At 39.7% G+C, this 23,883-nt stretch carries 24 protein-coding genes; 15 read left to right on the top strand and 9 right to left on the bottom strand.

From position 1 onward, the window contains the following. Positions 1 to 13 precede the first annotated feature (13 nt). The 5 genes from ODZ84_RS02380 (at position 14) to ODZ84_RS02360 (ending at position 6,644) form a co-directional block, all read left to right on the top strand. Positions 14 to 1,531, top strand: a complete 1,518-nt coding sequence (locus ODZ84_RS02380; RefSeq protein WP_266175415.1) for a pyridoxal phosphate-dependent decarboxylase family protein — start codon at positions 14 to 16, stop codon at positions 1,529 to 1,531. Then, a complete protein-coding gene (locus ODZ84_RS02375) occupies positions 1,509 to 2,558 on the top strand; it encodes an IucA/IucC family protein (RefSeq protein WP_266175414.1) in 1,050 nt (349 codons plus the stop codon). The genes ODZ84_RS02380 and ODZ84_RS02375 overlap by 23 nt, the downstream gene beginning before the upstream one ends. 11 nt (positions 2,559 to 2,569) lie before the next feature. After that, positions 2,570 to 3,934, top strand: coding sequence for a GNAT family N-acetyltransferase (locus ODZ84_RS02370; protein WP_266175413.1), 1,365 nt, complete (start codon positions 2,570 to 2,572; stop codon positions 3,932 to 3,934). A 77-nt stretch (positions 3,935 to 4,011) separates the two neighbouring features. Then, the gene (locus tag ODZ84_RS02365) at positions 4,012 to 5,325 is read left to right on the top strand and encodes a lysine N(6)-hydroxylase/L-ornithine N(5)-oxygenase family protein (RefSeq protein ID WP_266175412.1); all 1,314 of its coding nucleotides are present in this window, start codon (positions 4,012 to 4,014) and stop codon (positions 5,323 to 5,325) included. Then, on the top strand, positions 5,301 to 6,644 hold the full coding sequence (locus ODZ84_RS02360) for an MATE family efflux transporter (RefSeq protein WP_266175411.1): 1,344 nt from the start codon (positions 5,301 to 5,303) through the stop codon (positions 6,642 to 6,644). The genes ODZ84_RS02365 and ODZ84_RS02360 overlap by 25 nt, the downstream gene beginning before the upstream one ends. 34 nt (positions 6,645 to 6,678) lie before the next feature. Here the strand turns inward: ODZ84_RS02360 and ODZ84_RS02355 are convergent, their stop codons facing one another. From ODZ84_RS02355 to ODZ84_RS02335, 5 genes are all read right to left on the bottom strand, one after another. Further along, the gene (locus ODZ84_RS02355; protein ID WP_266175410.1) at positions 6,679 to 7,200 is read right to left on the bottom strand and encodes a GNAT family N-acetyltransferase; all 522 of its coding nucleotides are present in this window, start codon (positions 7,198 to 7,200) and stop codon (positions 6,679 to 6,681) included. Positions 7,201 to 7,523: 323 nt separating this feature from the next. Next, positions 7,524 to 8,318: a helix-turn-helix domain-containing protein gene (locus ODZ84_RS02350; protein ID WP_266175409.1), complete on the bottom strand. Its 795-nt coding sequence runs from the start codon at positions 8,316 to 8,318 to the stop codon at positions 7,524 to 7,526. Between the two features lie 73 nt (positions 8,319 to 8,391). Continuing rightward, positions 8,392 to 8,973 carry a 5'-methylthioadenosine/S-adenosylhomocysteine nucleosidase family protein gene (locus ODZ84_RS02345; protein ID WP_266175408.1) on the bottom strand — a complete coding sequence of 194 codons (582 nt, stop codon included), beginning with the start codon at positions 8,971 to 8,973 and terminating at the stop codon, positions 8,392 to 8,394. A 12-nt stretch (positions 8,974 to 8,985) separates the two neighbouring features. Further along, on the bottom strand, positions 8,986 to 9,684 hold the full coding sequence (locus tag ODZ84_RS02340) for a DsbA family oxidoreductase (RefSeq protein ID WP_266175407.1): 699 nt from the start codon (positions 9,682 to 9,684) through the stop codon (positions 8,986 to 8,988). A 168-nt stretch (positions 9,685 to 9,852) separates the two neighbouring features. Then, on the bottom strand, positions 9,853 to 11,049 hold the full coding sequence (locus tag ODZ84_RS02335) for an MFS transporter (RefSeq protein WP_266175406.1): 1,197 nt from the start codon (positions 11,047 to 11,049) through the stop codon (positions 9,853 to 9,855). An 891-nt stretch (positions 11,050 to 11,940) separates the two neighbouring features. On the opposite strand from ODZ84_RS02335, the gene ODZ84_RS02330 reads away from it, so the two are divergent. Next, complete coding sequence (locus ODZ84_RS02330) at positions 11,941 to 12,729, top strand: SDR family oxidoreductase (protein ID WP_266175405.1); 789 nt, start codon at positions 11,941 to 11,943, stop codon at positions 12,727 to 12,729. 79 nt (positions 12,730 to 12,808) lie between these two features. Here ODZ84_RS02330 and ODZ84_RS02325 read toward each other — a convergent pair whose 3' ends face one another. From ODZ84_RS02325 to ODZ84_RS02310, 4 genes are all read right to left on the bottom strand, one after another. Next, positions 12,809 to 14,944 (bottom strand): DEAD/DEAH box helicase, encoded by a 2,136-nt coding sequence (locus ODZ84_RS02325; RefSeq protein ID WP_266175404.1) that lies wholly within the window; start codon positions 14,942 to 14,944, stop codon positions 12,809 to 12,811. Continuing rightward, positions 14,941 to 16,257, bottom strand: a complete 1,317-nt coding sequence (locus ODZ84_RS02320; protein WP_266175403.1) for an ATP-binding protein — start codon at positions 16,255 to 16,257, stop codon at positions 14,941 to 14,943. Before ODZ84_RS02320 ends, ODZ84_RS02325 begins: the two co-directional genes overlap by 4 nt. Next, complete coding sequence (locus ODZ84_RS02315; protein WP_266175402.1) at positions 16,250 to 17,737, bottom strand: tellurite resistance TerB C-terminal domain-containing protein; 1,488 nt, start codon at positions 17,735 to 17,737, stop codon at positions 16,250 to 16,252. The genes ODZ84_RS02320 and ODZ84_RS02315 overlap by 8 nt, the downstream gene beginning before the upstream one ends. Before the next feature lie 138 nt (positions 17,738 to 17,875). Continuing rightward, positions 17,876 to 18,502 (bottom strand): chloramphenicol acetyltransferase, encoded by a 627-nt coding sequence (locus ODZ84_RS02310; RefSeq protein WP_266175401.1) that lies wholly within the window; start codon positions 18,500 to 18,502, stop codon positions 17,876 to 17,878. A gap of 57 nt (positions 18,503 to 18,559) precedes the next feature. Here ODZ84_RS02310 and ODZ84_RS02305 point away from each other — a divergent pair, with 57 nt between their 5' ends. The 9 genes from ODZ84_RS02305 (at position 18,560) to ODZ84_RS02265 (ending at position 23,843) form a co-directional block, all read left to right on the top strand. Beyond that, a complete protein-coding gene (locus tag ODZ84_RS02305) occupies positions 18,560 to 18,691 on the top strand; it encodes a hypothetical protein (protein WP_266175400.1) in 132 nt (43 codons plus the stop codon). A gap of 111 nt (positions 18,692 to 18,802) precedes the next feature. Next, a complete protein-coding gene (locus ODZ84_RS02300) occupies positions 18,803 to 19,789 on the top strand; it encodes an aldo/keto reductase (protein ID WP_266175399.1) in 987 nt (328 codons plus the stop codon). Positions 19,790 to 19,809: 20 nt separating this feature from the next. Further along, complete coding sequence (locus ODZ84_RS02295) at positions 19,810 to 20,100, top strand: DUF3861 domain-containing protein (RefSeq protein WP_266175398.1); 291 nt, start codon at positions 19,810 to 19,812, stop codon at positions 20,098 to 20,100. Between the two features lie 21 nt (positions 20,101 to 20,121). Next, positions 20,122 to 20,976, top strand: a complete 855-nt coding sequence (locus tag ODZ84_RS02290) for an NAD(P)-dependent oxidoreductase (protein ID WP_266175397.1) — start codon at positions 20,122 to 20,124, stop codon at positions 20,974 to 20,976. A gap of 63 nt (positions 20,977 to 21,039) precedes the next feature. Beyond that, entirely contained in the window at positions 21,040 to 21,321 is a 282-nt protein-coding gene (locus ODZ84_RS02285; RefSeq protein WP_266175396.1) for a cupin domain-containing protein, read from the top strand. Further along, positions 21,294 to 21,584, top strand: coding sequence for a cupin domain-containing protein (locus ODZ84_RS02280; protein WP_266175395.1), 291 nt, complete (start codon positions 21,294 to 21,296; stop codon positions 21,582 to 21,584). The genes ODZ84_RS02285 and ODZ84_RS02280 overlap by 28 nt, the downstream gene beginning before the upstream one ends. Beyond that, positions 21,571 to 21,957: a DoxX family protein gene (locus tag ODZ84_RS02275; RefSeq protein ID WP_266175394.1), complete on the top strand. Its 387-nt coding sequence runs from the start codon at positions 21,571 to 21,573 to the stop codon at positions 21,955 to 21,957. Before ODZ84_RS02280 ends, ODZ84_RS02275 begins: the two co-directional genes overlap by 14 nt. A 75-nt stretch (positions 21,958 to 22,032) precedes the next feature. Next, on the top strand, positions 22,033 to 22,614 hold the full coding sequence (locus ODZ84_RS02270) for a Crp/Fnr family transcriptional regulator (protein WP_266175393.1): 582 nt from the start codon (positions 22,033 to 22,035) through the stop codon (positions 22,612 to 22,614). A 152-nt stretch (positions 22,615 to 22,766) separates the two neighbouring features. Continuing rightward, the gene (locus ODZ84_RS02265; protein WP_266175392.1) at positions 22,767 to 23,843 is read left to right on the top strand and encodes an SDR family oxidoreductase; all 1,077 of its coding nucleotides are present in this window, start codon (positions 22,767 to 22,769) and stop codon (positions 23,841 to 23,843) included. Positions 23,844 to 23,883 lie beyond the last annotated feature (40 nt).

Here is a 23,883-nt window from a genome sequence, read left to right as displayed (position 1 = left end):
AATCCAGTATTTTATGAACTTATCTATTACCGAAAATGAGGTTTCGGAAAGGGAGCTCCTTTTCCCAAATCTGGAAAAAATATTCTGTGATATCAACATTCACGAATATCAGAATGTCATGCAGAAAGCACAGGAAAGTGTGATTGCATTTCTGGAAGAAAACATTCAGCCTTTCAGCGGAGTTTCCCCGAAAGAACTGAAGAACCAATTCGAAGATATAAACTTTAACGACGATCCGAAATCTTACGATGAAGTTTTCGAAGAAGTAAGAACACTGTACACACAACATGCTGTAGCCTTTCATCATCCAAAATATATTGCTCATCTCAATTGTCCGGTCGTTATTCCGGCAGTGGCTGCAGAAATGTTAATCAGTTCTATTAATTCTTCCCTTGATACCTGGGATCAGAGTGCCGGAGGAACATTAATGGAGCGGAAATTAATTGAATGGACCTGCAGCGAAGTCGGATACGGGAAAAATTCAGACGGAATCTTCACCAGTGGCGGATCTCAGAGTAACCTGATGGGAATGCTTCTGGCGCGGGATCATTATGCTGCCAAACATTTCAGCCATCCTGTCAGAAAAAACGGATTGCCGGAAAACGCACGTCATTTCAGAATATTTGTTTCTGAGATGTCCCATTTCAGCATTCAGAAAAGCGCCTCAATTTTAGGGCTTGGGGAACAGAGCATTGTGAAAGTGAAAACAGACCGTTCCTTCAGAATGAACGTTGTTTTGCTGGAAGATGCGATAAAAAAAGAGATTGAAAGCGGAAATATTCCTATTGCCGTTGTTGCAACAGCAGGAACTACTGACTTTGGAACTATTGACCCGCTCACCGCAATTGCAGCGATGGCGAAGAAGTATCAGATGTGGCTTCACGTGGACGCAGCCTACGGATGCGGATTGCTGCTTACTGACAAGTACCGTCATCTGATCAACGGAATTGAAGATGCAGACTCTGTGACTGTAGATTATCATAAATCTTTCTTCCAGCCTGTCAGCAGCAGCGGATTTCTGGTCAGGGACAAAAACTATTTCTCTTTAATTACCCATTATGCCGATTATTTAAATCCAAAAGATCATGATGAAGATCAGATTCCGAACCAGGTTAATAAATCGATCCAGACCACCAGACGGTTTGACGCATTAAAACTTTGGTTTACCCTGAGAATTATCGGAAAAAAAGGACTTGGAAATTATATTGAAAGAATTATTAACACCGCTCATCAGACGGCGGTAGTACTGGAAAATGACCCGTATTTTGAACTTCTGAACCGTTCTGATATTTCGGCTCTGGTGTTCAGGTATTCTGCCGATCCTTTTAAAACCTTTGATCTGAACAGAATTAATACGTTCATTAAATCCCGGCTCTATAAGCAAGGAAGTGCCCTGGTCGCAGGAACAAAAGTGAACGGGCAGTTTTACTTAAAATTTACTATTCTGAATCCTTTAACCACTATGGAAGATATTCGGACTATTTTAAATACCATTAAACAATACGGACATGAATACACCGAAGTCAATTAATCTGCAGGAATATGCAGAAAAGATCAGCTATACAGCACTGATCAACTGTTATATGAAAGAATTCACCAACTGGAGCCGTTACCTGGGAATTCCCGAATATGATCCGGCGATTGCTGAAAATTTAAGAAAGACGCAGACAGATCTTCATATCAGAATCGATTTTTCATCCATCGGATGTGATGTGTATATTCCGGTAACTTATTTCTCAGAAAGCGGCAGACATCTTTTTGATTTCCCGGTCTTGAGAAGGGTTCTCGAAACGGATGAAGTTTCTGAAGTTGATATTTACGGATTTATGGCTTTAACTGCTGAATATTCAAAAAAGATCTATCAGGATATTGAGGCTTCAACGGTCATGGACCGACTGAACAACAGTATCCAAAATCTTTACGCCTATTTAAAGCATATGGCTGAAAATAATAAATCCGTCAACAATTTGGAGATGTCTTTTATCGAAGCTGAACGATCTCTTATTCTGGGACATATTTTACATCCTGTTCCAAAATCCAGGCAGGGGTTTAACGGACAGGATTTATTCCTCTATTCTCCGGAAACATCGGGCCGGTTTCAACTTTTTTACTTTTTAATCGATCGTAAAAATATTATTGAAAAAAATGCTGACGGGGAGCCTGTTTCTAAAAAATTGGGAGAAAAAATCTATCTGCTTTTAAATCCCGAACATCAGAAATTGTGGGACCGGTTTCCGAATCATAAGCTTGTTCCGATGCACCCCTGGCAGGCCAAACATCTACTGAGTCAGGAAGATGTTCAGATCATGCAGGAACAGGGAGCTCTTTTTGCTTTAGGGCATTACGGAGAGTACTTCACTCCTACTTCCTCTGTGAGAACGGTGTACAGTGAAGACAGCCCGTGGATGTTTAAATTTTCGCTGCATGTAAAAATTACAAATTCGGAGAGAATTAATTTATATCCGGAATTACACCGTGGTCACGATATCAGCAGGCTGTTAAAAACCGACTGGGGAAAAATTTACAGAAAGATTTTCCGGAGATTGAATTTATGGTAGATCCTGCCTTCATGGCAGTAAAATTCAATGGCAGAATTATCAACGGATTTAATATCAGCATCAGGAGAAATCCTTTTTATGGAAGTAATACAGGTAAAAATGTAACGCTGTTGGCAGCACTTTGCCAGGACGGGATTTTGGGTCAGCCATCAAGACTCCGGAATATTATAGAAAATGCAGCAGGAAACCTTGATCTCCCCGTCGAACAGGTTGCATTGGACTGGTTTAAGCAGTATCTTCATATCTGCATACGACCCATTGTCGGGATTCTGAATATCTACGGACTGGCGTGCGAGTTTCATCAGCAGAATGTAATGTTGGAACTGGATAAGACCGGTTTCCCGGCGAAAGTTTACTTCCGGGATAATCAGGGGTTTTTCTTCAGGGAAGGCCGGAAAGATCTGGTTTCCGCAGCACTTCCCGGTGTTGCGGACGAGAGTCAGTCCATGATCGATGAAGAATCTCTGGCTCCTAAATATACGTATTACCTGGTGACCAATAATATTTTAGGAGTTGTAAATGCGCTGGGCTGCTGTCAGTTGGCAGATGAACGCAAATTAATCAACCTGGTCTACAAAGCATTCAGAGAACTTGAAGATGAGGACGAAACAGGGCTGGTAAGCTATATTTTGCATAAAAGAAACTGGTACACGAAGGGGAACCTCATCACCAGTCTCCGGAACATCAATGAGGCAGACGAAAACCTGGAATATCCAGCTGTTTTTCTGGATACGCCGAATCCTTTACATAAATACTTCTTTTCGGATAAATTAATTAAACCGCAAACAAAGGATATTGTTTATTCAAGATATTTTGAAGAAGAAAATGTAAACATCAGCATCCGCCCTTTCGACATCGAAAAAGATTTTGAAATGGTTCATGAATGGTTTAACAGGGAACATGCCAAACCTTTCTGGAAAATGGACGGGCCTAAAAGAGATCTTGAGCTTTGGTTCAGAACCATTCTTCCGGGTGACGAACAGCACAGCTTCATAGGCTGTGTAAACGGTATTCCGCAATTCAGTTTCGAGCCTTACTGGCCGATGAGGGATATTGTGGGGGCATATTACGAATCTGTTCCCACAGATTACGGCACCCATTTTTTTGTGGCAGAAACTCAAAAGGATAAGAAATTCTCTTTTCAGTCCTTTCAGGTAGCACTGGATTATATTTTCATGATGCCTGAAGTGGGAAAATGTATTGGTGAGGCATCTGTAGATGCTGTTCCGACGGACAGAATCATCACAAGATTAGGATATACCCGTGAAGGAGTGATCGAAATGCCCCATAAAACAGCTTACCTGACCTTCTGTACGCGTGAGGGATATTGGGAAAAATGTCCTGAAAGCAGATTTGAAGCAAAAGTATCTGACTGAACCTGCTAAACTATTATTAGCCTTACAGGTTTCAATAACCTGTAAGGTTTAAACAACCACATTTATAAACAAAAAAAATGGAAAATAATAAAATATACGATATCATCGGGGTCGGGATCGGTCCTTTTAACCTAGGATTAGCAGCGCTCTTACAGCCTTTGGAATCTGTTGACTCCTTATTTCTGGATCAGGCAGAAAGTTTCGACTGGCATCCCGGGCTGATGCTTGATCATGCTACGCTTCAGGTTCCTTTCATGGCCGATCTGGTTACCATGGCCGATCCTAAAAGTAAATTCAGCTTTCTGAATTTCCTGAAGGAAACCGACCGTCTGTATAAATTCTATATCAGGGAAAATTTTTACATCTTACGAAAAGAATATAATCTGTATTGTCAATGGGTTTCAGATCAGTTACCCAATTGTCTTTTCGGAAAGAAGGTGGAACATATCAGGTTCGATGAAACTATGGAAATCTACACCATCGAAGTTTTGGATTTAAGAAATAAAGATGTTGTAAAATACTGTGCCAGAAACCTGGTTCTGGGAACCGGAACACAACCTCATCTTCCTGATTTTATGGAGGGTAAAAATTATCTGAACGTGCTGCATACCTCGGCATACCTTGACCGTAAAAGAGACATTCTAAACTCAGCTTCCGTATCTATTGTGGGTTCAGGACAAAGTGCAGCGGAAATATTCCGGGACCTGCTCCCGGAAACCCAAAATACGCTTAAGATAAATTGGTTGACAAGAGCGGATCGTTTTTTCCCGATGGAATATTCAAAATTAACACTGGAACTCACTTCTCCGGAATATGTAGATCATTTCTATCGGATGCCTCCGCAGCAGCGTAAAAACATACTGGCAAAGCAACCGCCGCTTTATAAAGGGATCAATTTTGATTTGATTAATGAAGTATTCGATACGCTGTACGAGATGAGCGTTGGTAATACGCCGCTGAATGTAGAATTAAAGCCCAGCTGCCGGCTGGATGCTATCAGCCCCGAAGGAAATTCTTACCTGTTAAGTTTCACCCATCTGCAGGATGATGTTGCTTTCACAAATATTTCAGATTATGTGATTCTTGCAACGGGATATAGGTATAAAGAGCCTAAGTTTTTGCAGGGAATCGAACATTTGATTCAGAGAACAGAAGACAGGCTTTTTGAAGTAAGCCGTTACTATACCGTCGATCACAAAAAGAGTATTTATGTACAGAATGCGGAGCTTCATACCCATGGTTTTGTAACACCGGACCTGGGAATGGGTGCTTACAGAAATGCGATGATCATTAATTCTTTGGCCGGGAAAGAAATTTATAAAGTAGAAAAGCGAATTGCCTTTCAACAATTTAATACTTCGGAGCTGTGGACCGCAAAACATTCATCTTAACGGGAGATTTAAAAAAGGTCATGTGGGAAACTTCATGGCCTGCCGTTGCGGCGATTGTTTTATACGGAATTAATAATTTTCTGGATGCACTTTTCGTAGGATATTTAGTCGACACGAAAGCTCTCGCAGCCGTTGGGATGGCTTATCCCCTGTCCCAGATTGTTTTAGGGTTCGGAAGATGGGTGGGAACGGGAGCCGGAGCAGCGGTAAGTATGTGGATTGGTAAAAATGAGGAGAATAAGCTTTATCATTTATTCGGAAACTTCAATGCTCTGTGTTTATTATTCTCTGTGATCTGTACCCTTCCGGCTTATATCTATGCACATGAATTAATGGCAATGATGGGAGCAAAAGGAGAACTTCAGGCAATTGCTGTCGACTATTTCAGAGCCACTGTCATCGGAGCGGTTTTCTGGATTTACGGACTGGCGCTCAATATGCTGATCCGGGCGGAGGGAAAAATGAAAACGGCAGCGAAGATGATTGCTGCAGGTCTTGTCATTGATATTATTCTGAAGCCTGTCTTTATTTCAACATTGGAAATGGGTGTAAAGGGAGCGGCCTGGGCAACGAATATCGGGATGATCATTTACACCGGACTCGGAATTTTGTATTATGCTAAGGGAAAAAGCACGTTCAAAACTCACTGGAATTCCGTTTCAATGAAGCTAGACACAGGAAAAAAAATACTGAAACTGGGACTTCCGGAAATGGTCTTGTCGGTGATGAGTGTTGTGCAGAGTATTATTATTTTTAATGCAATTGCACGTTACGGAACAGAGAGTGACCTCTCCTTCTTCACGGTCGTAAACCGGTTTTTTCTGTTCTTAATGACTCCCTTATTTGGTCTGATGCGTGGCTTACAGCCTGTTATCGGAATTAATTACGGAGCAGGAAATAATATACGGGCAAGGAAATTTTTAAAAACCTATATTCTGGCGGGAGTTGCGGTTTTGTTTCCTTTTTTTATGATTGCTTTATTTCTTCCGCAGCAGCTCATTGGTTTAATGTTACCCGGATATATTGCAGATGCAGGCCAGATTCTGGATTTCAGGTTATTTTTTTCCATACTTCCCCTGCTGCCGGTTACCGTACTGGCTCTTTCCTATTATCCTGCTGTAAATAACAGTAAAAACGCAAGCTTTCTGGTCTTTTTAAGGCAGCTGATTTTATTTATTCCCCTAATGCTGATCCTGCCGTTGTATTTTGGAGTAAAAAGTATTTACTGGGGAAGTGCATTAATAGAATTTACGGTAGGGATCATCACTTTAGCTTTACTGAATAAGGATCGGATTAAGAAAAAAGTAATTTCAGCATAAATCTGTCAAAGAATTCTATTAGACCGGTTTATTTTTAATCCAAAATTTTCTTCATCATCAGATCGGTTTGTTCTTCGTTACCCAATCGGAAAATGTGTTTATCAAACTCTACAAATCCATTTTTCCTGTAAAACTGTAAAGCTTTGTGGTTTTCTTCCCAAACTCCGAGCCAAAGGTAGCTTTTGTTGAGATTTGCAGCGGTTTCGCAGGCTTTGTCATAAAGAATCTGACCTATTTTTTTGCCCTGGTGGCTGCTTTTTACATAAATCCTCTCTATTTCCAATGCCTTCTCATCCTGAAGTTCCGTCTGGGCATCACCGGAATTGACTTTAAGATATCCTACGGGGGTATCTTCTTCCCAAGCGATAAAAAAATAAGAGTCGGGATTATTTAACTCATTCATTACTTTTTCCGTTGCAAAACTTCGGTCAAGATATTCCTGCATGGCTTCCTGTGAATTTTCTTGTGAAAAGGTTTCCCTAAAAGTTTCAATACCGATTTTCTGTACGGTTTCCAGATCTTCAATGCTGGCTTTTTTCGTGATAATTGATGTCATTTTTATATTTCTTGTGCTTATGTATTCATAAAATTCTTATTCCGGATCTATTTAATTCTGTCTTTATTTATCGCTACAATTACTTTTACCGGTTTCACTGATAAAAACAGAGGCTGGTCTTGTATACGTCTATAAGCGTAGGTATTCGGCTTATCTTCTATTCGCGGTATTTTTTTAAGCTCTGGCAATTATTAACTGCAAGGCAAAACAAAGCGTTTTTTAGAAGATTATCGAAAATAAGTAATCAAAATTTTATATACTCTATATAATCGTTTCAGCAAAGTTAAAGTAATTACAAAAAAGTAAATTGTAAAAATGGAAACTTAAATAAAAAGCCAGATGTTATTCTGCTCCGTATTTACATTTTCAAAGAATTTCCGGGGACTTATTCTGGTGAGTTCTTTAAAATCTTTAATAAAGTGAGACTGATCATAAAAAAGATTATCATAAGAAAGTTCGGTGAGATTCCTGACGTTTTTACTTGGGATGAGAGACTTTCGGAATCTCTGAATCTTCCGGTATTCGGAAGCGGGTTTGCCCAAATACTTCCTGGAAATTTTATTAACATATTGCCGGGTAATCTTATTTTTAGCAGCAATTTCTCCAATGTTGAGTGCTGAATCTAAATCAGCTGCTATGGCAAAGGCTAACATCATACTTCTGGGCCTGAATTTTGAGAGCCAGTATTCTTCCAGCAGCTGTATCTGCTTATTTCTGTCCTGTTCGTTTAGAATTTGGACCATACGGTCTCTGAAATCGGAATTCTGAATTTTATCCCTGAGACCCGCTGTAGAATCTGCTTCAAAAAACTGATACATCCCTAAAGGTTTAAAGTAAACCGTCACTTCATCAATCATATTCCGATAAAAAATTTCTGTGGGTACAGAACATTGAGAGACAAAATCAATCATCAGATTATCCGAGGCGGACTCATGAATTTCCAGCCCTGCTCTCTTTTGAATGACAGATGCATTCCTGCAGGCTGATACGATAAAATAGTTATCCGGAAAGGTAAGATATCTGAGAGTCTTGTGAGACTCATCTTTAGCCATAAAATAGTAACCTTCCAGGTATTTTTGAAGAACAGGATCAACAGGTTTACAGAAACTGACTTTCATAGACGATAATTGAAATGTAAAAATACAGACAGAAAACAAAATCCTGAAATTTCTTCAGGATTTTTATTAATATTTATGAGAATAATATTTTTTTAAAAGCTTCGGAAGCCAGGTGAACCTGTATTGCCCAGTCTTCTGCTGCATCACTTCCTGCATCATCCGAGATATATTTTAGACACAGAAAAGGAATATTTTCTTTCATGGCAATGAGTGCTAAAGGATAAGCTTCCATATCTACAATATTGTAAACCGTTTCAGAGTGGTTCATCTCAAAACTGTCACCGCTGCCGCAGATCCCTTCTTTGAGATTTTCCATTTTCAGTCCATATTCCAGAACTACGGGAACCCCTGAAAGAGGAGTTTCATACAGTTTGAAGCCCAACCCGCGGACATCCATATCTCTCTGGATAAATTTTGTACAGCATACCACGTCACCTTTGCTGAAGCCCTTACTTCCTGCGGATCCGAGATTGACAATCAGTTTTGGTCTTCTGGAATAGATTTCTTTGGTAAGTTCCATCGCTGCATTCACCTTACCGATGCCTGTAATCAGCTTATTCTTATCATTAAAAACCTTGCCTGCTTCGGAATCCAGCGCGAACACAAAAAGCGTATCATCAACGGAAAAATTAAGTTCTTCGTTTATTTTTATCATAAGTCTGAAATATTATATGCTGCATCCGTCTGCGTTACAGGATTGGTCACCGCCTGAAAGGTCTTTCAGCGGAGAAACTGTTTCGTTATACGTTTGCTGAAGTGCATTTTCAAAGAGTTCAACAGGCTGAGCTCCCGACACGGCATATTTTCCGTTCAGTATAAAGAAAGGAACGCCTGTTACACCATGTGCTCCTGCCTCACTGATATCCTGATTGATATCATCATTAAATTCATCCGAAGTCAGCACTCTCTCTGCTTCTTCCTTGTCAATACCTAAAGATTCTGCCAGAGAAACCAGGGTTGAAAGATCACCAATATTTTTCCCGTTAATGAAATGAGCGACAAAGAGTGCTTCTTCCATTTCGTTGGATTTGTCGTATTTTTTGGCTAAGTGCAAAAGCTTATGTGCTGCAAAAGTGTTTGTGATAAGGGCTTTTTCAAAGTTAAAATCAATTCCGGCTCCTTTTCCCATTTGTGCAACCTGCCCGATCATCTGTTGGGCTTGCGCATCTGGAAACCCTTTTTTTTCTTTAAAATACTCAAGGGTATTCTGAGTCTTTGTAGGATCCAGTGAAGGATCCAGCTGAAAACTCTTCCACTCTACCGTGATCTGATCTTTAAAAGGCAATTTCTCCAGAGCCTTCTCAAAATTATTTTTTCCTATATAACAGAACGGACACATTACATCCGACCATATTTCTACTTTCATTCTATTCTTATTATAAACCTGTTAATGAATGTTTTATTTAAGATTCGCTATTATTTTAAGCATTATCAAAGTTAGTACATCTCCTGACAGCAGCCAAATAGTATTGTTTTTCCGAACCGATACGACATGCTTATTTGAAGGTAAAAGCAGTTTAATTATGATCAGGCCTCAAATCCGGCTTGCTTTTTCCTTATTAACTCTACTACTGAAAAGGAGATGAGCAATCAGAGCCAGTACCCCAAATAATGCTCCGACGAAACAGACCCCGTCCCATTGTGCATACTGCCATCCGATCGAAGCCAGCAGCGTTCCTAATGATCCACCGATAAAGTAACAGACCATATATACCGTATTCAACCGGTTTACGGCATTGGATTTAATTAAGAAATAATTGGTCTGATTCATAATGTGGCTCGACTGTACGCCTAAATCCACAAGGATAACGCCCACAATTAATCCCCAATAAGTTTCTCCTGCAAAATAAGTGAAAGCCCAGCTTCCCAGAACAACCAGCAGGGAGTACGATATAATCCGGTTTATATTCAGAAATTTCTGCAGTTTCCCAACCTTTGCAGCAGCCAGTGCGCCCACCGCTCCGGCCAGTCCAAAACTTCCAACCACCGATGCTCCGGCATTGAACGGTGGTTTTTCCATATGAAATACCAACGTGGTAAACAAAGCACACATTGATCCGAATGCCATCGCTCCCCGGAATGAAGCGAGCTGTAAAATAGGCTGTGTCCTGGCCAGGTGCCCTACAGAGCGCATTAATTCTTTATACGTCCCTTTAAAATTAGGCTGCATTTCTGGTAACATTCTGTACACGGCAAACCATACCAGAATCATGATCCCTGAGGCAATTCCGAACATTGCTCTCCATCCCCAGACATCTCCTACAATTCCGCCGATAAATCTTGATAAAAGAATTCCCAGTAACAGTCCCGACATCACGGTCCCGATATTGGAAGATTTTTCTTTATCAGAAGACAGCTCAGCGGCGATCGGGATAAATAGCTGAGGAATTACAGACGTTACTCCGATCAGCAGACTTGCGGCATACAGCATCCATAACTGAGTCGCAAATGTCATCCACAGCAATGACCCAAATACTAAAAACAGATCAGTCAGGATTAATTTCTTACGGAAAAATTTATCTCCCAAGGGAACAATCAGCAACAATCCGGTTGCATAACCGATCTGCGTAAGTACAGAAATTCTGCCGGCTGCACTTTCAGAAACATTTAAATCTTTGGAAATAAGCCCCAATAAAGGCTGATTGTAATAGTTATTGGCCACTACAAGTCCGGAAATAACAGCCATAAGCCAGATTACAGTGCGCGAAATACGGGAGGGAGATTCCTGCATGAATAAATTTTGTGAGTTAAAATAAACGCAAAATTAGTACAAATTGTAAAAATTTAATTGAAAAGTTCTGATTGATTTTAAATTTTAATATGCTTATGACATTGGTTTAATGACGAGGTTGTTTAAACTTATTCAGAAAAAAAGAGTTCCGAGAAAATTAGCAATTTTGGATTGCAATGTAAACGAATAACTATCTGGAACTCATTAGCAAAGATAAAATAGAGAAATGGATTTTACCATCTAAGCAGAGGAAAAAAAGGATTTTCTACGAAGTTTGACTTGGTAAAAATAATTCAGATCATTATAAACGGCTGAAAACCGTTTGCCAGTGGGAGAAACTTTCGTTAAAGGACTCTTTAGGGAAGAAAATACCGCAGAATTAGTGTGCTTCAGAAGAAAATCAAAGATTTTCAAAAAACTTACGTGTACTTCAGACAACCACACGAAGGGATTCGTGCGGTAGCAGGGATTGTGCGGCAGCGGTGAAAGGATTCGCGCGGTAGCGGTGTGTGGTACTTACTGTCTCACACTTAAGTACACTTTAGAAAGTTTTAAAAAAGACCGCAGAAATAAAGTTCACATTAGATGAAAATCAAAGATTTTCAAAAAAACTTACGTGTACTTCTTTTGCGTAAAGTATATACCTAAATTAACTTAAGTGTTTAGAAATCTTTCGGATCTCCTTTGTGATAATAGAAAAGTTTAAACAGCTTCGATTAATAAATTATATAGATCAGAATTATTGCGAAGCAGAAAGCCTGTCTATATCTATCTGTATCGTCTTTAGGATAACGCTTTGAGTAAAACCTCTGTCATTACAACCGTAAGTTCACCCGTTGTCATTTATTTTGATTAAATTAGAAAGTATATTTAAATCATTAATCTACATTCATGAATATTCAATTGATATCGAAAAATGCATTGGTAGGCGCTGCGACACAGGGAATCGGGGCCGGAATTGCAACAGAACTGGCGAAGTGCGGGGCCAATGTTACCGTTATGGCCAGAAATGAAGTGAAATTGAAAAATTTTGTCGCTTCCTTACCCATTATCACTGAGGAACAAAAACATCAGTATCTGGTGACGGATTTTTCAGATTTTGAAAGTTATAAAAAGGTCATCTCGGAATATTTTAGAAATAATCAGGTAGATATTCTGGTTAATAATACCAATGGCCCGGAGCTTGGGGTAGCGCTGAAAAAAAATGTTGATGATTATCAGAAAGCTTTTGACCTGGTCTTTAAAACTGTGTGTGAAACTACCAATTTAGCTTTGCCTCATATGATCAGACAAAATCACGGGCGCATTATCAATGTTTCTTCGCTGTCGGTAAAATCGCCGATTGATAACCTGGTGCTATCCAACTCTATCCGTTCGGCAGTGGCAGCCTGGGCAAAAACACTGGCCAACGAAGTCGCGCAATATAATATTACGGTCAATACTGTTCTGACCGGATATTTTGATACGGAACGAATTAAAAAACTGATCGATCACGAAGCTGAGCAGAATAATCAATCCGTAGAAGAAATAAAAAAAGCACGTGAAGATAAAATTCCTATGAAAAGATTGGGAAAACCTGAAGAATACGGTCATCTGGTCGCGTTCTTAGCTTCTGATTATGCTTCTTATCTCACCGGAGCCGGTATTCCTCTGGATGGAGGGTTAAACAATACCTACTGATAGGGTTTTTAACAAAATGTATGATACCGGTAGCTATAGAAACAAATAGCTTTAACAATTTTCAGTTAAAGCTATTGTATTAATTTTCTACGAAATTGAGGTTTTTCAGAAAAGCATGGCAGCCTTCAAAATCAAAATAACTTTCCTTCAGCAGCTTTGCCTGATAACGTAAAGGAAGATATTTCGCCCATTTTGAAAAATCTAACATTGCAGGTTTTTCCTGAATCAGTTGCTCCAGCATCTGATCGGTAGTGATCTCATCCAGATGAATACCCTCCAAAACGCCTGCAAAATCACCATCTGTACTTTTTATAATCATACTGCTGCTGTTGTCGTGAATCTGATGCTCAACTCCAACACTGTCCATCATAAAACTCAACGTTCTGTTTATCTTCGAACTGGTAAAAGTGTAAAAAGTACTGTTCGTCTGACCATGATGCACAATCCGTTCTGTCTCCGGATTTTTTACCTCAAAAACGGAAAAGTATTTTCTTAATTCCCGGATCGTTTCTTGACCTGCAACATCCAGAAAATCGTATTGATCTTCCGCAAGTATGATTTCCAGCATTTTTTCCCTGATCTTATGGACTGTATCTGCCGGATCACCGGAAAAGATCGGTTTTTTACCGTCCTTTGCGGGGATAACTTCTATTTTCTTGGTTTCATAATCAATATCCTTTATCTTCCAGATCTTTGCAGACAGATAAACATTTTCATCTATCCGTACCTGAGGCGACAAAGGTAATTCCCCGATCTTCACTCCCTGACAGGACACTTTAAAAAGTACCGGGGTCTGAAAGAGACTGTAGAAATCTTTATTGTTCACCAGTTTTTCACCCTCAATGCCAATGATATATTCATTTCCTATTTTCTCAAGCAAATCTGTTTCAGCCAGATGTCTGATAATGGCTTCTATATCATTTTTTTCAATTCGTGAAAAAGTGGAATTCGCACAGATTTCTTCTAAAAGTTCGGAAAACATCATGCCTGAATGTGCCTTTACTATAGATAATATCTGATGCAAAAGGACATCATACGGCTTTTTATTGACCGAAATTGGCTCTATATACTGTTCCTGATATAATAGCCAGCAGGCGACTGACTGCAGCAGACTCCAGGGATCTGTCGCATAAAGAAAGAGATTGCTTGCTCTGTCTTCACGCCTTCCGCTGCGTCCGACTCGCTGGATCAGAGAGGCAATACTGTGGGTCGCGTCGATCTGTACCACTTCGTCTACATTTCCGATATCAATACCCAATTCCAATGTTGAGGTACAGGAAATACAGAAGTTCTGAACAGAACTGTTCTTGGCAAAAAACTCCACATATTCGCGGACTTCCTTATCTACGGAGGAATGATGGGAAAAATAATTCTGATGTCCACCCAGCCTATCTGAAATTTTTTTAAGCCCTACGGCAACTTCTTCCACTCTCCCCCTCGCATTCGGGAAAATAAGAGTTTTGCTGTTCTTCGTGCTTACATATACATCGTTCAGAAGATCAGAAGAAAGATCGGGGGATTTACTTGCAAAATATCTGAAAACAGCATTGATGGGTTTAGGCGTTTTATCGCGGATAATTTTTGTATTTTCCGGATCTCCAAGAAATTCTTTCAGTTCGATATATCTGTTAACATCACTTACCGTTGCAGAAAGTCCTACAATACAGAATTTTCTACTGTTAATATTCTGCAGACGGCTTAGTAAAGACTGTAAATGAGTTCCCCGGGCCGAGCCCAGAAAAGAATGGATCTCATCAATCACCACATATTCCAGGTTGGCAAACAGATGCTTAATCTGGTACGGTTTATTCACAAACATTGCCTCCAGGGATTCGGGTGTGATGAGTACAATGCCTTCCGGATGTTTAAGAAGTTTTTCTTTGGCTCCTTTAGCGGCTTCTCCATGCCATTTGGTTACCGGAACATCCAGATATTCACAAAGCTTCTCCACCCGAAGAAACTGATCATTGATCAATGCGATCAATGGGGAAATATACAATACTTTTACGCCTTGTTCCCTAAAATTAACTTTCGATAAAATAGGCAGAAAAGCAGCCTCCGTTTTACCTGAAGCTGTTCTTGATATTAAAACGTAATTGTTGTCCGTGGGTATAATTCTCTGAATGGCTGCCTCCTGGATAGGTCTCAGACGGCCCCATCCTTTGTCATAAATATATTTCCTGATAGGCGCAGAAAGCATGTCAAATGAGGTCATATTTCTTCAATATTCATTTCAAAAGGCTTCTCATCGGGTCTCTCGTCGGAAATTTCAATTTCCCCGAAAAGCTGTCTTTTGTCGACATTCGGATTCTGCCTGATGATGTTTAAGATATTCAGGAAATCCCGGATTACCTCCCGTGGCGTAAGGAACTCGGAAGCACCCGGTTTATTGAATATTTCTTCCATAAAAGATGAAATCTCATGATCAGAAATATTACTTTCAGTCTTATAATTAAAATCGAAAATCAGTTTTAATTTTTTAAGAAGAACGAAAATTTCATTGTGATCAAGCGGAGTTAGTTTAATGACGGGTTGGGCAAAATCCCTGATCTCCAGGGTTTCAAATTTATTGCTTTCCAGTCTTGATTTTAAAGCCTGGTAACTGAAAAGTCCTCTCCTTTCATTTTCCAGAAACTCTTTTGTTCCGGCAAAATTGATGAAAAGATTGGAGATTTTTCCCTGAAAGCAGTCGTTATAAATAGATAATATTTTTTCATAATTTTTTTCCCGGACCGCACGCGTAGAAATTTTGTAAAGATTGATCGCTTCATCCAAATTGATCATAAAGCCGCTGTAGCCCATGCTCACAAAAAACTTGCAGAAGTTTTTCAGCATATCATAATAATTAGAATCATTTATGATTTCCCGCACGCCAAGATCCTGCCTCGCTTCCGTTTTGGTATTATATTCTCCTTTCAGCCATTTTAGGGCATTCCTGCGCAGCAGTTCATCATTTTTAATGTATCCTTCATAATATTTTACAATTACAGATCCGAAATCGAAACCACCGACTTCCGTAATTTCATTCACTGTCTTCATAATTGAATTCCGGATCAGGTTCAGATACTGTTCATTTCTGATTTCCGATAACGAGATCCCGTTTTCTTCAGCTGTTTTTGTAATGACCTGCTCGATCCATTTTTCAAGTAATGTCGGCAGAGCACCTCCTTCAGGTTTCGTTTGTATCGCAATATTATCCATGATCGCCGAATACAGGATCACACTCTTCCCGTCATTCGCATACAGTCTGTTGTCCGGGGTGAAATCCGCATTGGCAACGACGAATTTTTGTTTAAGAGCTACGGTATTCAAAAGGTGGAGCATAAAAGATTTTCCGCTTCCGAAATCTCCGATCCAGAATTTTACAATGCTGTGTCCGTTTTTAACATCCTCCAGAGCGCTGATGAAGGCATTCACTTCTTCCGAACGGCCTACCGTTATATGCTGGACTCCGGTTTTCGGAACAACACCGCCGATGAGGGAATTTATAATGGAAGTAGCTTCTTTCGGTTTAATATGATCAATCATGATTTAAAAGTTGTTTATAATAATTGGGATTAATGGTAAAATATTCATCTTCTTCTTCGATTAAGATATCATCAAGAACTTCATAACAGACATCATTAATGCTGTCGATACTGGAAGCGATAAACAGTTTTCTGGACTTTAAAAAATCGGAAAAATCGGCTTGCAGCACCGTAAAACTGTGCTTTTCAAATATCTCTAAAATTTCTTTTTGTATGGCTGTAAAACTGAACTCCTCAAGATATTTTGAAGCCCTGATGTCCTGGCTTTTATTTTCGATGTTAAAAATAATTTCATTTTCATTTTTCGCCTCTTCAACAGTAATGGAAATACTTTCATCTTCATGATCACTGAGCAGATCCGTAAGCTTTTGGGATACTTCTGAATCCAGCTTCTGAACATTTTCAATAGCCGCCCGGTCTATCATTATTTTTTTTCTTTTAGGAAGATAAAAATGATTCACGGCTTCTATGGCCGCTTCCAGATTTCGGGTTGCCGTAAAATCGTTCAGTATTCTTTCAAAATCCTTAATCTGTTCAGGGGTAGAAAATAAACTTTTCTGAATGGCTTTCGCCAGTTGCTTATTATCAGATTGCATCAGAAGAGATTTGTCCAGGTAATGGATGTAGAGTCTCAACGCACAGTTTTTATCTAAATCGGCGGCAAATTTTGAAGCTTCAAAAAATATGGTTTCCACTGAGGGATTTTTAATATTCACATCCGCCAGCCTGAAAATTTCTCTTTCAAAAGCAAACGGATTCGTGTAATCCTGCCTGATAAGATCAAATCGGGATTTCCATCTGTTCGTATTATTTTCGTTGAGAATAATATTGGTTTTCGCATCTGCATCCAGGATCTGGTATTGATTTTCGGTCAGGAACACCTCAACTTTAGAAACGATTTTTTTATGATACTTCTCGAGAATATCAGGATGGGTGTATGGAAAATCAGTGCTGATTTTCCTTTTTATTCCGTAAAATTCGCGGACATTATTTTCACACAATTTTAAAATATGATTGAAAATTTCCCCTTTAACTGAATCATAGGTATATTTATAATTCAGGCTCTCCTTCCTGTAATTGTACTGGAGGACAACGATAATTTCAGATAATTCGTCGATGACGGTCGCATAGGATTTATTAACGGGAATACAATATTTATGAAGATATTCTGTCGTTCTTAAAAACTGCTTTAAAATCTGAATCCTGCAATAGTCGATCTCGTTGAAAACATTTTCTGTAAATCTTAATTGGTCAAGGATGTCAACCTGATGTTCTGAAAGATTAAGTTTCCGTCTATATTTCTTCCCAACTTTCCAGGAATCCGGACTGTTTTGAGACGGGTTTTGCGGAACAGCAGCATTCTGGTCTCTACTGAAAACTTCCGAAAAAGCAGAATTTCCAAAATCAATCGGAGTATCCTTATTTCCGGAAACATCTGTAATAAAGTCATCATTTTCATATGGGGGAATATGACCGGGCATTCTTAAATAAAATTGAGTTATGGTTGATATGAGTTCAAGCGTTCCGATTGTTAAAATCAGATTCTAAGATACTAATATATTTGCACCAAATTTAGATAAGATTAAAAAATATCCTTTACGGTTTCCCGTAATGTGTTCCTAAAGGTCAAGCTGTTTCTGAAATTCTTCAAAATATTTTGCCAGATGAAAGCCGTCTGCCAGTCCATGGTGAGCCTCTGCGGAAACAGGCAGAAACTTTTTGCCGTCACGCACGCTGAATTTTCCAAATGTAATTTTCGGGACAGATTCGGTTTTATCCAACGGTGTCGGATGAAGCAAAGCACTGAAAGAGTTCCATGGAATGGTAGAATGCCGGATCAGGTCTTTACCCAGTTCCCCATTATTCATTCTGAGGCCGGAACAGTTACGGACCTCCATTATTTCTTTCTGCAGTTCGGCATTGAAGATCTCAAAATTTTCAGAAAAGCGGACAAAAGCAAATCCAAAAGTACCGTCTGCCCGTCCGATGGTAGTTCCGGCATGAATGATGTCGTACAAAACAACCCGGTTATCCAGAATACGAAGCTTTAATTCGTTTACTGAATTAATTGCAAGCATAGATTTATGAAGGTACGCCGCAAAAAAGGAATGTCCATCTTTTTTAGCCTTCTCATAAGCTGTTGTACAGTCCACTTCAGTGGTAAATCCAAAATACGGACTGGCCATCCTAGAGAAAAATTCGAAATGTTCTTTTCTGTTCCAGTTTTCAATATCGATGATCTTCATTACTTTTATTTTGCCGTAAATTTCGGGAAGTTTTATTGTTTTTAAAACTGTCGGGGTATGAAATTTTACCAGGTCGGATTAATTCCTATTCAGGAAGTGAGTCAGATTAAATATCATTATAATATTTACGGTTTATTTTTTGCAGTATTAAGCTCCGGTAAATCAGGAAGCATGGGAACGAAAATGTAACGAATACTTTCTTGTCATGATCATTTCAATATCAAGGTCGGATATGATATCTAAGACTTTGTGATTTATGCGCTACTCAACAGAAATTAAATACATATACAGAATACACCTATGGAATACAGAACATTAGGAAACAGCGATTTGGAAGTATCGGCAATCACTTTCGGAGCATGGGCTGCCGGTGGATGGATGTGGGGAAGTACTGACAGAAACGAGGCTGTAAAAGCGATTCAGTCATCGTATGATGTCGGCGTCACCTCTATCGATACGGCTCCGATCTATGGACAGGGAACCAGTGAAGAGCTTGTAGGGAAAGCAATCAAAGGAATTTCGCGGGATAAAGTTCAGATTTTAACCAAGTTCGGAATGAGATGGGATCTTGCGAAGGGAGATTTTGCCATGCACAGCCACGATAACAGCGGAAAAGCCATTGACGTTTACAAATTCGCAGGTAAAGAAAGCATCATGTATGAGTGCGAACAGAGTCTGAAAAGATTAGGGACAGATTTCATTGATCTGTACCAAATCCACTGGCCGGATTCTACAACGCCGATTGACGAGACTTTCGAAGCGGTTTCAAGATTAATTGAGCAGGGAAAAGTCCGGTATGCCGGTGTCTGTAATTACAATGCTCAACAATTGGCAGAAGCGGAAAAGACATTAACCTTAGTTTCTAACCAGATTCCTTTCAGCATGGTCAATCGCGGAGTAGAGGAAGAAACCGTTCCTTACTGTATTGAAAATAACAAATCGGTTTTAGCGTACAGTCCTTTGGAGAGAGGTTTACTGACCGGAAAAATTCACAATGGATATCAGTTCCAGGAAGGAGATCACAGGGCCACTCACAAACATTTCCAACCTGAATTTATTGAGCGCACCAATGCTCTTTTAAATAAAATCAAGCCCATTGCCGATGCTCATGGCGCTACTTTGGGACAACTGGTTCTACGATGGACTATTGAAAGGCCGGGAATTACCATTGCTTTGGCCGGTGCCAGAAATGCAGATCAGGCGGTGCAGAATGCAAAAGCAATTGAGATTAATCTGAGCCAGGAAGAATTGGCCGGTATTGATGATCTGGTCAATCATTTTTATTAAATGTAACTCATAATTGAAAAATGGAAAAAAGAAATAACCAATACCATCTCCAACTTCAGGAATTATCATTAAAGGACGGGTCAGAGGGTCAGAAAACACTGGATTTTGACTTTGACAACCATGACGATTTGTTTCAGATTATTGAAAGCGTAAAATCAAATAAGATATTTGACAGTGAACAGACCGCTCATGAATTTTCACTGGGTCTGAAACTCTTTACAGAAGTAATGCTTAAAAATAGACAACATCCATTGTTTGAAGAATTCAGACCGGCCGTTACCGAGTTTATGAAAAAACTGAAAAGTCAGTAAAATTAAAAACAGAAAAATAATATGAATACAGAAAAAATAGGATTCGCAGGTCTTGGAAATATGGGTCATCCGATGGCCAAAAATCTTGAGAAAGCAGGATTAACTCTTTCCGTTTACAACAGAACAGCAGAGAAGGCAGAAGATTTTAAAGAAAGGTCCAGCGTCTGCAGTTCAGTTTCTGACCTGCTGAAAAACAGTGATATCATTTTTACGATGCTCACGGATGACCATGCTGTAAAAGCGATTTACGAAGAGGTTTTAGCTTCGGATATTACCGGAAAACTATTTATTGATATGAGTACTATTTCACCTGAAACGAGCAGTGAAATTTCAAAAGCTGTTAAAATAAAAGAAGCCTCATTCATCGATGCGCCCGTAGCCGGAAGCACAAAGCCCGCATCAGAAGGTACTTTAATGATCATGGCAGGCGGTGAAGAGAAAGATGTACAAAGAGCACTTCCCTATCTGAAGATATTGGGAAAAGAAATCAGGCACCTGGGTGAAAACGGAAAAGGAATTGCTGCCAAGCTCGCGGTAAACTATTTTATTTCAGCTTTATATCAGGGACTCGCAGAAACGGTTTTACTTTCTGATAAACTGGGGATCGACAGAAAAGAAATTCTTGAAATAATAAATGAAAGCGCTAGTGGCAGCGGTGCCACAAAAGTAAAAACACCACTCCTGATTAATGACGATTACGAGCCGGCATTTGCTCTTGATCTGATGTTAAAGGATGTTCTCCTGGCAAAAAATGCCGGGGCAGATTTTCCCCTGTCCAAAACACTGATGGAAACCTATCAGGCTGCCCATGATGAAGGCTTCGGAAAAGATGATGTCATGGGAATCATTAATTATCTGAAAAATAATCACAGATAGAAAACATCTGTAAAACCGGTGCCTTTGATTTTGCATCGGTTCTTTATATTTAAAATACATGCTATGAAGAAACTGTCCTTTACTCCTGAAGAGTTTTTTTTCGAAGACGACGGAATTATTCCCAACAGTCCGTATCCTTTGCTGGTATATCGTAATGCCTTTGCAGAACGCGGTACCGCCGGAGCCGAATTTCTGGAGAATATATTCCGAAAAAACAATTGGTCCAATTCCTGGCGCGGGGGAATATATTCTTTTCATCATTACCACAGCAATACCCACGAGGTGCTGGGTGTTTTTCAGGATCTGCAGAAGTTCAGATGGGAGGACCGAACGGTCAGAAAATAGAAATTTCTTCAGGGGATATGATCGTGATTCCGGCAGGAGTCGGTCACCGGTGTCTCTCCCATTCTGATGATTTTACGGTAGTGGGAGCTTATCCGGATGGCATGAAGCCCGATTTGATCAAAGAGGAAAAAGATCACTATACAGTTTCACTCCGGCACATTCAAAAGGTTCCCAAACCTTCCTATGATCCACTGTCGGGAAAAGACGGGGATTTAATTAAACGGTGGAAACACCAGAAAACAGATACTCATGAAAGATTTTAAGACATCATTTTTCTTTTTAAGATTGCCCGTTGCCGTTTCATTGGCAGGACACGGGCTGGTAAGAATTCCGAAACTTTCAGTATTCAGTGATTGGATGACAGCTTCTATGGAGAAATCTGCCATTCCGGACTTCCTGATCATTCCTTTCAGTTACCTGTTACCGGTCCTGGAAGCTGGTTTAGGAATTTTAATGCTGATTGGATTTAAAATTAAATATACCCTGTATGCCTCTCTGGCTGTCATGAGCATCCTTATCTTAGGAAGCAGCTCCGTTGAAAACTGGTCTGCCATCGAAGCACAACTCCTGCATTCCTTTTATCTGTTCGGATTATTTTGGTTTTATGAAAAATATAACCCCGAAAAAACGCAATAATAAATTTTTTAAATCACATCCTGTAAGCAGTATACCTTAAGTTTAGAAAACAATATTTTTAAACAAATTATTCTGATGTTTGAAGTCCTCATTGCCCATATAAAAAACAAAGTTGATTTGAGTGAAGTTCAGGAAGCCCGGCTTGCATCGTTCTTTATTTCAAAAAAACTGCGGAAAAAACAATATTTGCTGCAGGAAGGTGATGTATGCAGACATTTGTCTTTTGTAAGTAAAGGTCTGCTTAAATCTTTTTTTTCGGATGAAAAAGGAAATGAGCACATCAATATGTTTGCGTTAGAAGGATGGTGGATTTCAGATTTTAACAGTTTCATCAATCAGGAACAGGCCGTCCTCAACATTACTGCTGTTGAAGAAACCGAACTTTTACTGATCAGCCGTGACGATTACGATACAATGATGCTGCAGATTCCTGTGATGGACCGGTATTTCAGAATCCTGTATCAAAACAGTTTGGTCACAAAAGATTATCGCCTGATCGTTTCAAGTGGTTATACTGCTGAAGAAAAATATTCCCAGCTGGCGCAAAATAATCCTGAACTCATCAGAAGGCTTCCCCATAATCTGATCGCTTCTTATCTTGGACTTGCTCCGGAAACCGTCAGCAGAATCCGTAAAAAGCTTTCCCTGAAAAAATAAACAGAAATCGAAGATCTCAATACACAGTAATTTAAACCTAAAACTTTAAACTTTCAATCTCTGTTCCATGATCCATATCAATCAAAACCCATGATCTGGATCAAGTATTTTAATAGCTGCCATTCATAATTTTACAATAGAAATTTTATAGAATGAAAAATACGGAAAATATTGCATTGGTCGTCGGTGCTACGGGAATTACAGGAAGTAATCTCACTCAGGAATTGATTTCACAAGGTTGGATTACCTATGGACTGTCCAGAAATCCCGATAATAATATAGAAGGACTGCAATCTGTAAAGGCAGATCTGCTGAATGAGCAAAGTCTTGTTGAAGCCCTGGAACATATTTCACCTACGCATATTTTTTTTACCACCTGGATGCGTAATGATACGGAAGATGAGAATATCCGCGTGAACAGTGCCCTGGTCAGAAACCTGCTGAATGTTGTAGCTCCGAAAAAATCGGTACAGCATGTCGCTTTGGTTACCGGGCTCAAGCATTATCTGGGACCATTTGATGCCTATGCCAAAAGCGGAACCCTGCCTGAGACGCCGGTCAGAGAAGAACACCCACGTCTCCCGCTTCCCAATTTTTATTACGCGCAGGAAGATGAGGTTTACAAAGCTTCAGAAAGAGACGGATTTACCTGGAGCATCCACAGGCCGCATACAGTGATCGGGTACGCTGTAGGAAATCTAATGAACATGGGAACAACATTAGCAGTGTATGCCAGTATCTGTAAAGAAACGGGCAGAAAATTTATCTGGCCGGGATCTCCGGAACAGTGGAACGGTATTTCCGATGTTACCGATGCCCGAATATTGTCAAAACAGATATTATGGGCTTCTACTACAGAATCCGCCAGAAATCAGGCTTATAATATTACCAATGGTGATATTTTCAGATGGAAATGGCTTTGGCAAAGGATTGCAGACTGGTTTGGTATTGAAGCAGAAGGTTTTGGCGATCCGATAAGACCTCTGGAAAAAGAAATGGAAAAGGATGCTGAAGTGTGGAAGGATATTGCTTTAAAATATCATTTAAAGGAAGAAAAATTACACCGGCTGGCGTCTGCATGGCATACCGATCTGGATCTGGGAAGACCGCTGGAAGTAATGACGGATATGACGAAAAGCCGGAAATCGGGTTTTACAGCGTTTCAGAGTACAGAAGATTCATTTATTGATTTATTTAAGAAGCTGAGAGAAGAAAAGATTATTCCATAAATCCCGGAACAGAAGGAGTTGTATCAGCAGCTCCTTTTTT

Source organism: Chryseobacterium fluminis (genome assembly GCF_026314945.1).
Taxonomy (GTDB): Bacteria; Bacteroidota; Bacteroidia; order Flavobacteriales; family Weeksellaceae; genus Chryseobacterium; species Chryseobacterium fluminis.
The sequence above is the reverse complement of the archived record's forward strand: the minus strand, read 5'-3'. Positions and strand labels throughout refer to the sequence as shown.

Bases quoted from the DNA above. Each gene is read 5' to 3' on its own strand.
- ODZ84_RS02340 (WP_266175407.1), bottom strand. From the start codon at position 9,684: ATGAAAGTAGAAATATGGTCGGATGTAATGTGTCCGTTCTGTTATATA.
- ODZ84_RS02295 (WP_266175398.1), top strand. From the start codon at position 19,810: ATGGAAAAAAGAAATAACCAATACCATCTCCAACTTCAGGAATTATCA.
- ODZ84_RS02350 (WP_266175409.1), bottom strand. From the start codon at position 8,318: ATGAAAGTCAGTTTCTGTAAACCTGTTGATCCTGTTCTTCAAAAATAC.
- ODZ84_RS02330 (WP_266175405.1), top strand. From the start codon at position 11,941: ATGAATATTCAATTGATATCGAAAAATGCATTGGTAGGCGCTGCGACA.
- ODZ84_RS02335 (WP_266175406.1), bottom strand. From the start codon at position 11,049: ATGCAGGAATCTCCCTCCCGTATTTCGCGCACTGTAATCTGGCTTATG.
- ODZ84_RS02280 (WP_266175395.1), top strand. From the start codon at position 21,294: ATGGGAGGACCGAACGGTCAGAAAATAGAAATTTCTTCAGGGGATATG.
- ODZ84_RS02300 (WP_266175399.1), top strand. From the start codon at position 18,803: ATGGAATACAGAACATTAGGAAACAGCGATTTGGAAGTATCGGCAATC.
- ODZ84_RS02305 (WP_266175400.1), top strand. From the start codon at position 18,560: ATGAAATTTTACCAGGTCGGATTAATTCCTATTCAGGAAGTGAGTCAG.
- ODZ84_RS02370 (WP_266175413.1), top strand. From the start codon at position 2,570: ATGGCAGTAAAATTCAATGGCAGAATTATCAACGGATTTAATATCAGC.
- ODZ84_RS02365 (WP_266175412.1), top strand. From the start codon at position 4,012: ATGGAAAATAATAAAATATACGATATCATCGGGGTCGGGATCGGTCCT.
- ODZ84_RS02375 (WP_266175414.1), top strand. From the start codon at position 1,509: ATGAATACACCGAAGTCAATTAATCTGCAGGAATATGCAGAAAAGATC.
- ODZ84_RS02265 (WP_266175392.1), top strand. From the start codon at position 22,767: ATGAAAAATACGGAAAATATTGCATTGGTCGTCGGTGCTACGGGAATT.
- ODZ84_RS02315 (WP_266175402.1), bottom strand. From the start codon at position 17,737: ATGCCCGGTCATATTCCCCCATATGAAAATGATGACTTTATTACAGAT.
- ODZ84_RS02320 (WP_266175403.1), bottom strand. From the start codon at position 16,257: ATGATTGATCATATTAAACCGAAAGAAGCTACTTCCATTATAAATTCC.
- ODZ84_RS02325 (WP_266175404.1), bottom strand. From the start codon at position 14,944: ATGACCTCATTTGACATGCTTTCTGCGCCTATCAGGAAATATATTTAT.
- ODZ84_RS02290 (WP_266175397.1), top strand. From the start codon at position 20,122: ATGAATACAGAAAAAATAGGATTCGCAGGTCTTGGAAATATGGGTCAT.
- ODZ84_RS02380 (WP_266175415.1), top strand. From the start codon at position 14: ATGAACTTATCTATTACCGAAAATGAGGTTTCGGAAAGGGAGCTCCTT.
- ODZ84_RS02275 (WP_266175394.1), top strand. From the start codon at position 21,571: ATGAAAGATTTTAAGACATCATTTTTCTTTTTAAGATTGCCCGTTGCC.
- ODZ84_RS02355 (WP_266175410.1), bottom strand. From the start codon at position 7,200: ATGACATCAATTATCACGAAAAAAGCCAGCATTGAAGATCTGGAAACC.
- ODZ84_RS02310 (WP_266175401.1), bottom strand. From the start codon at position 18,502: ATGAAGATCATCGATATTGAAAACTGGAACAGAAAAGAACATTTCGAA.
- ODZ84_RS02270 (WP_266175393.1), top strand. From the start codon at position 22,033: ATGTTTGAAGTCCTCATTGCCCATATAAAAAACAAAGTTGATTTGAGT.
- ODZ84_RS02345 (WP_266175408.1), bottom strand. From the start codon at position 8,973: ATGATAAAAATAAACGAAGAACTTAATTTTTCCGTTGATGATACGCTT.
- ODZ84_RS02285 (WP_266175396.1), top strand. From the start codon at position 21,040: ATGAAGAAACTGTCCTTTACTCCTGAAGAGTTTTTTTTCGAAGACGAC.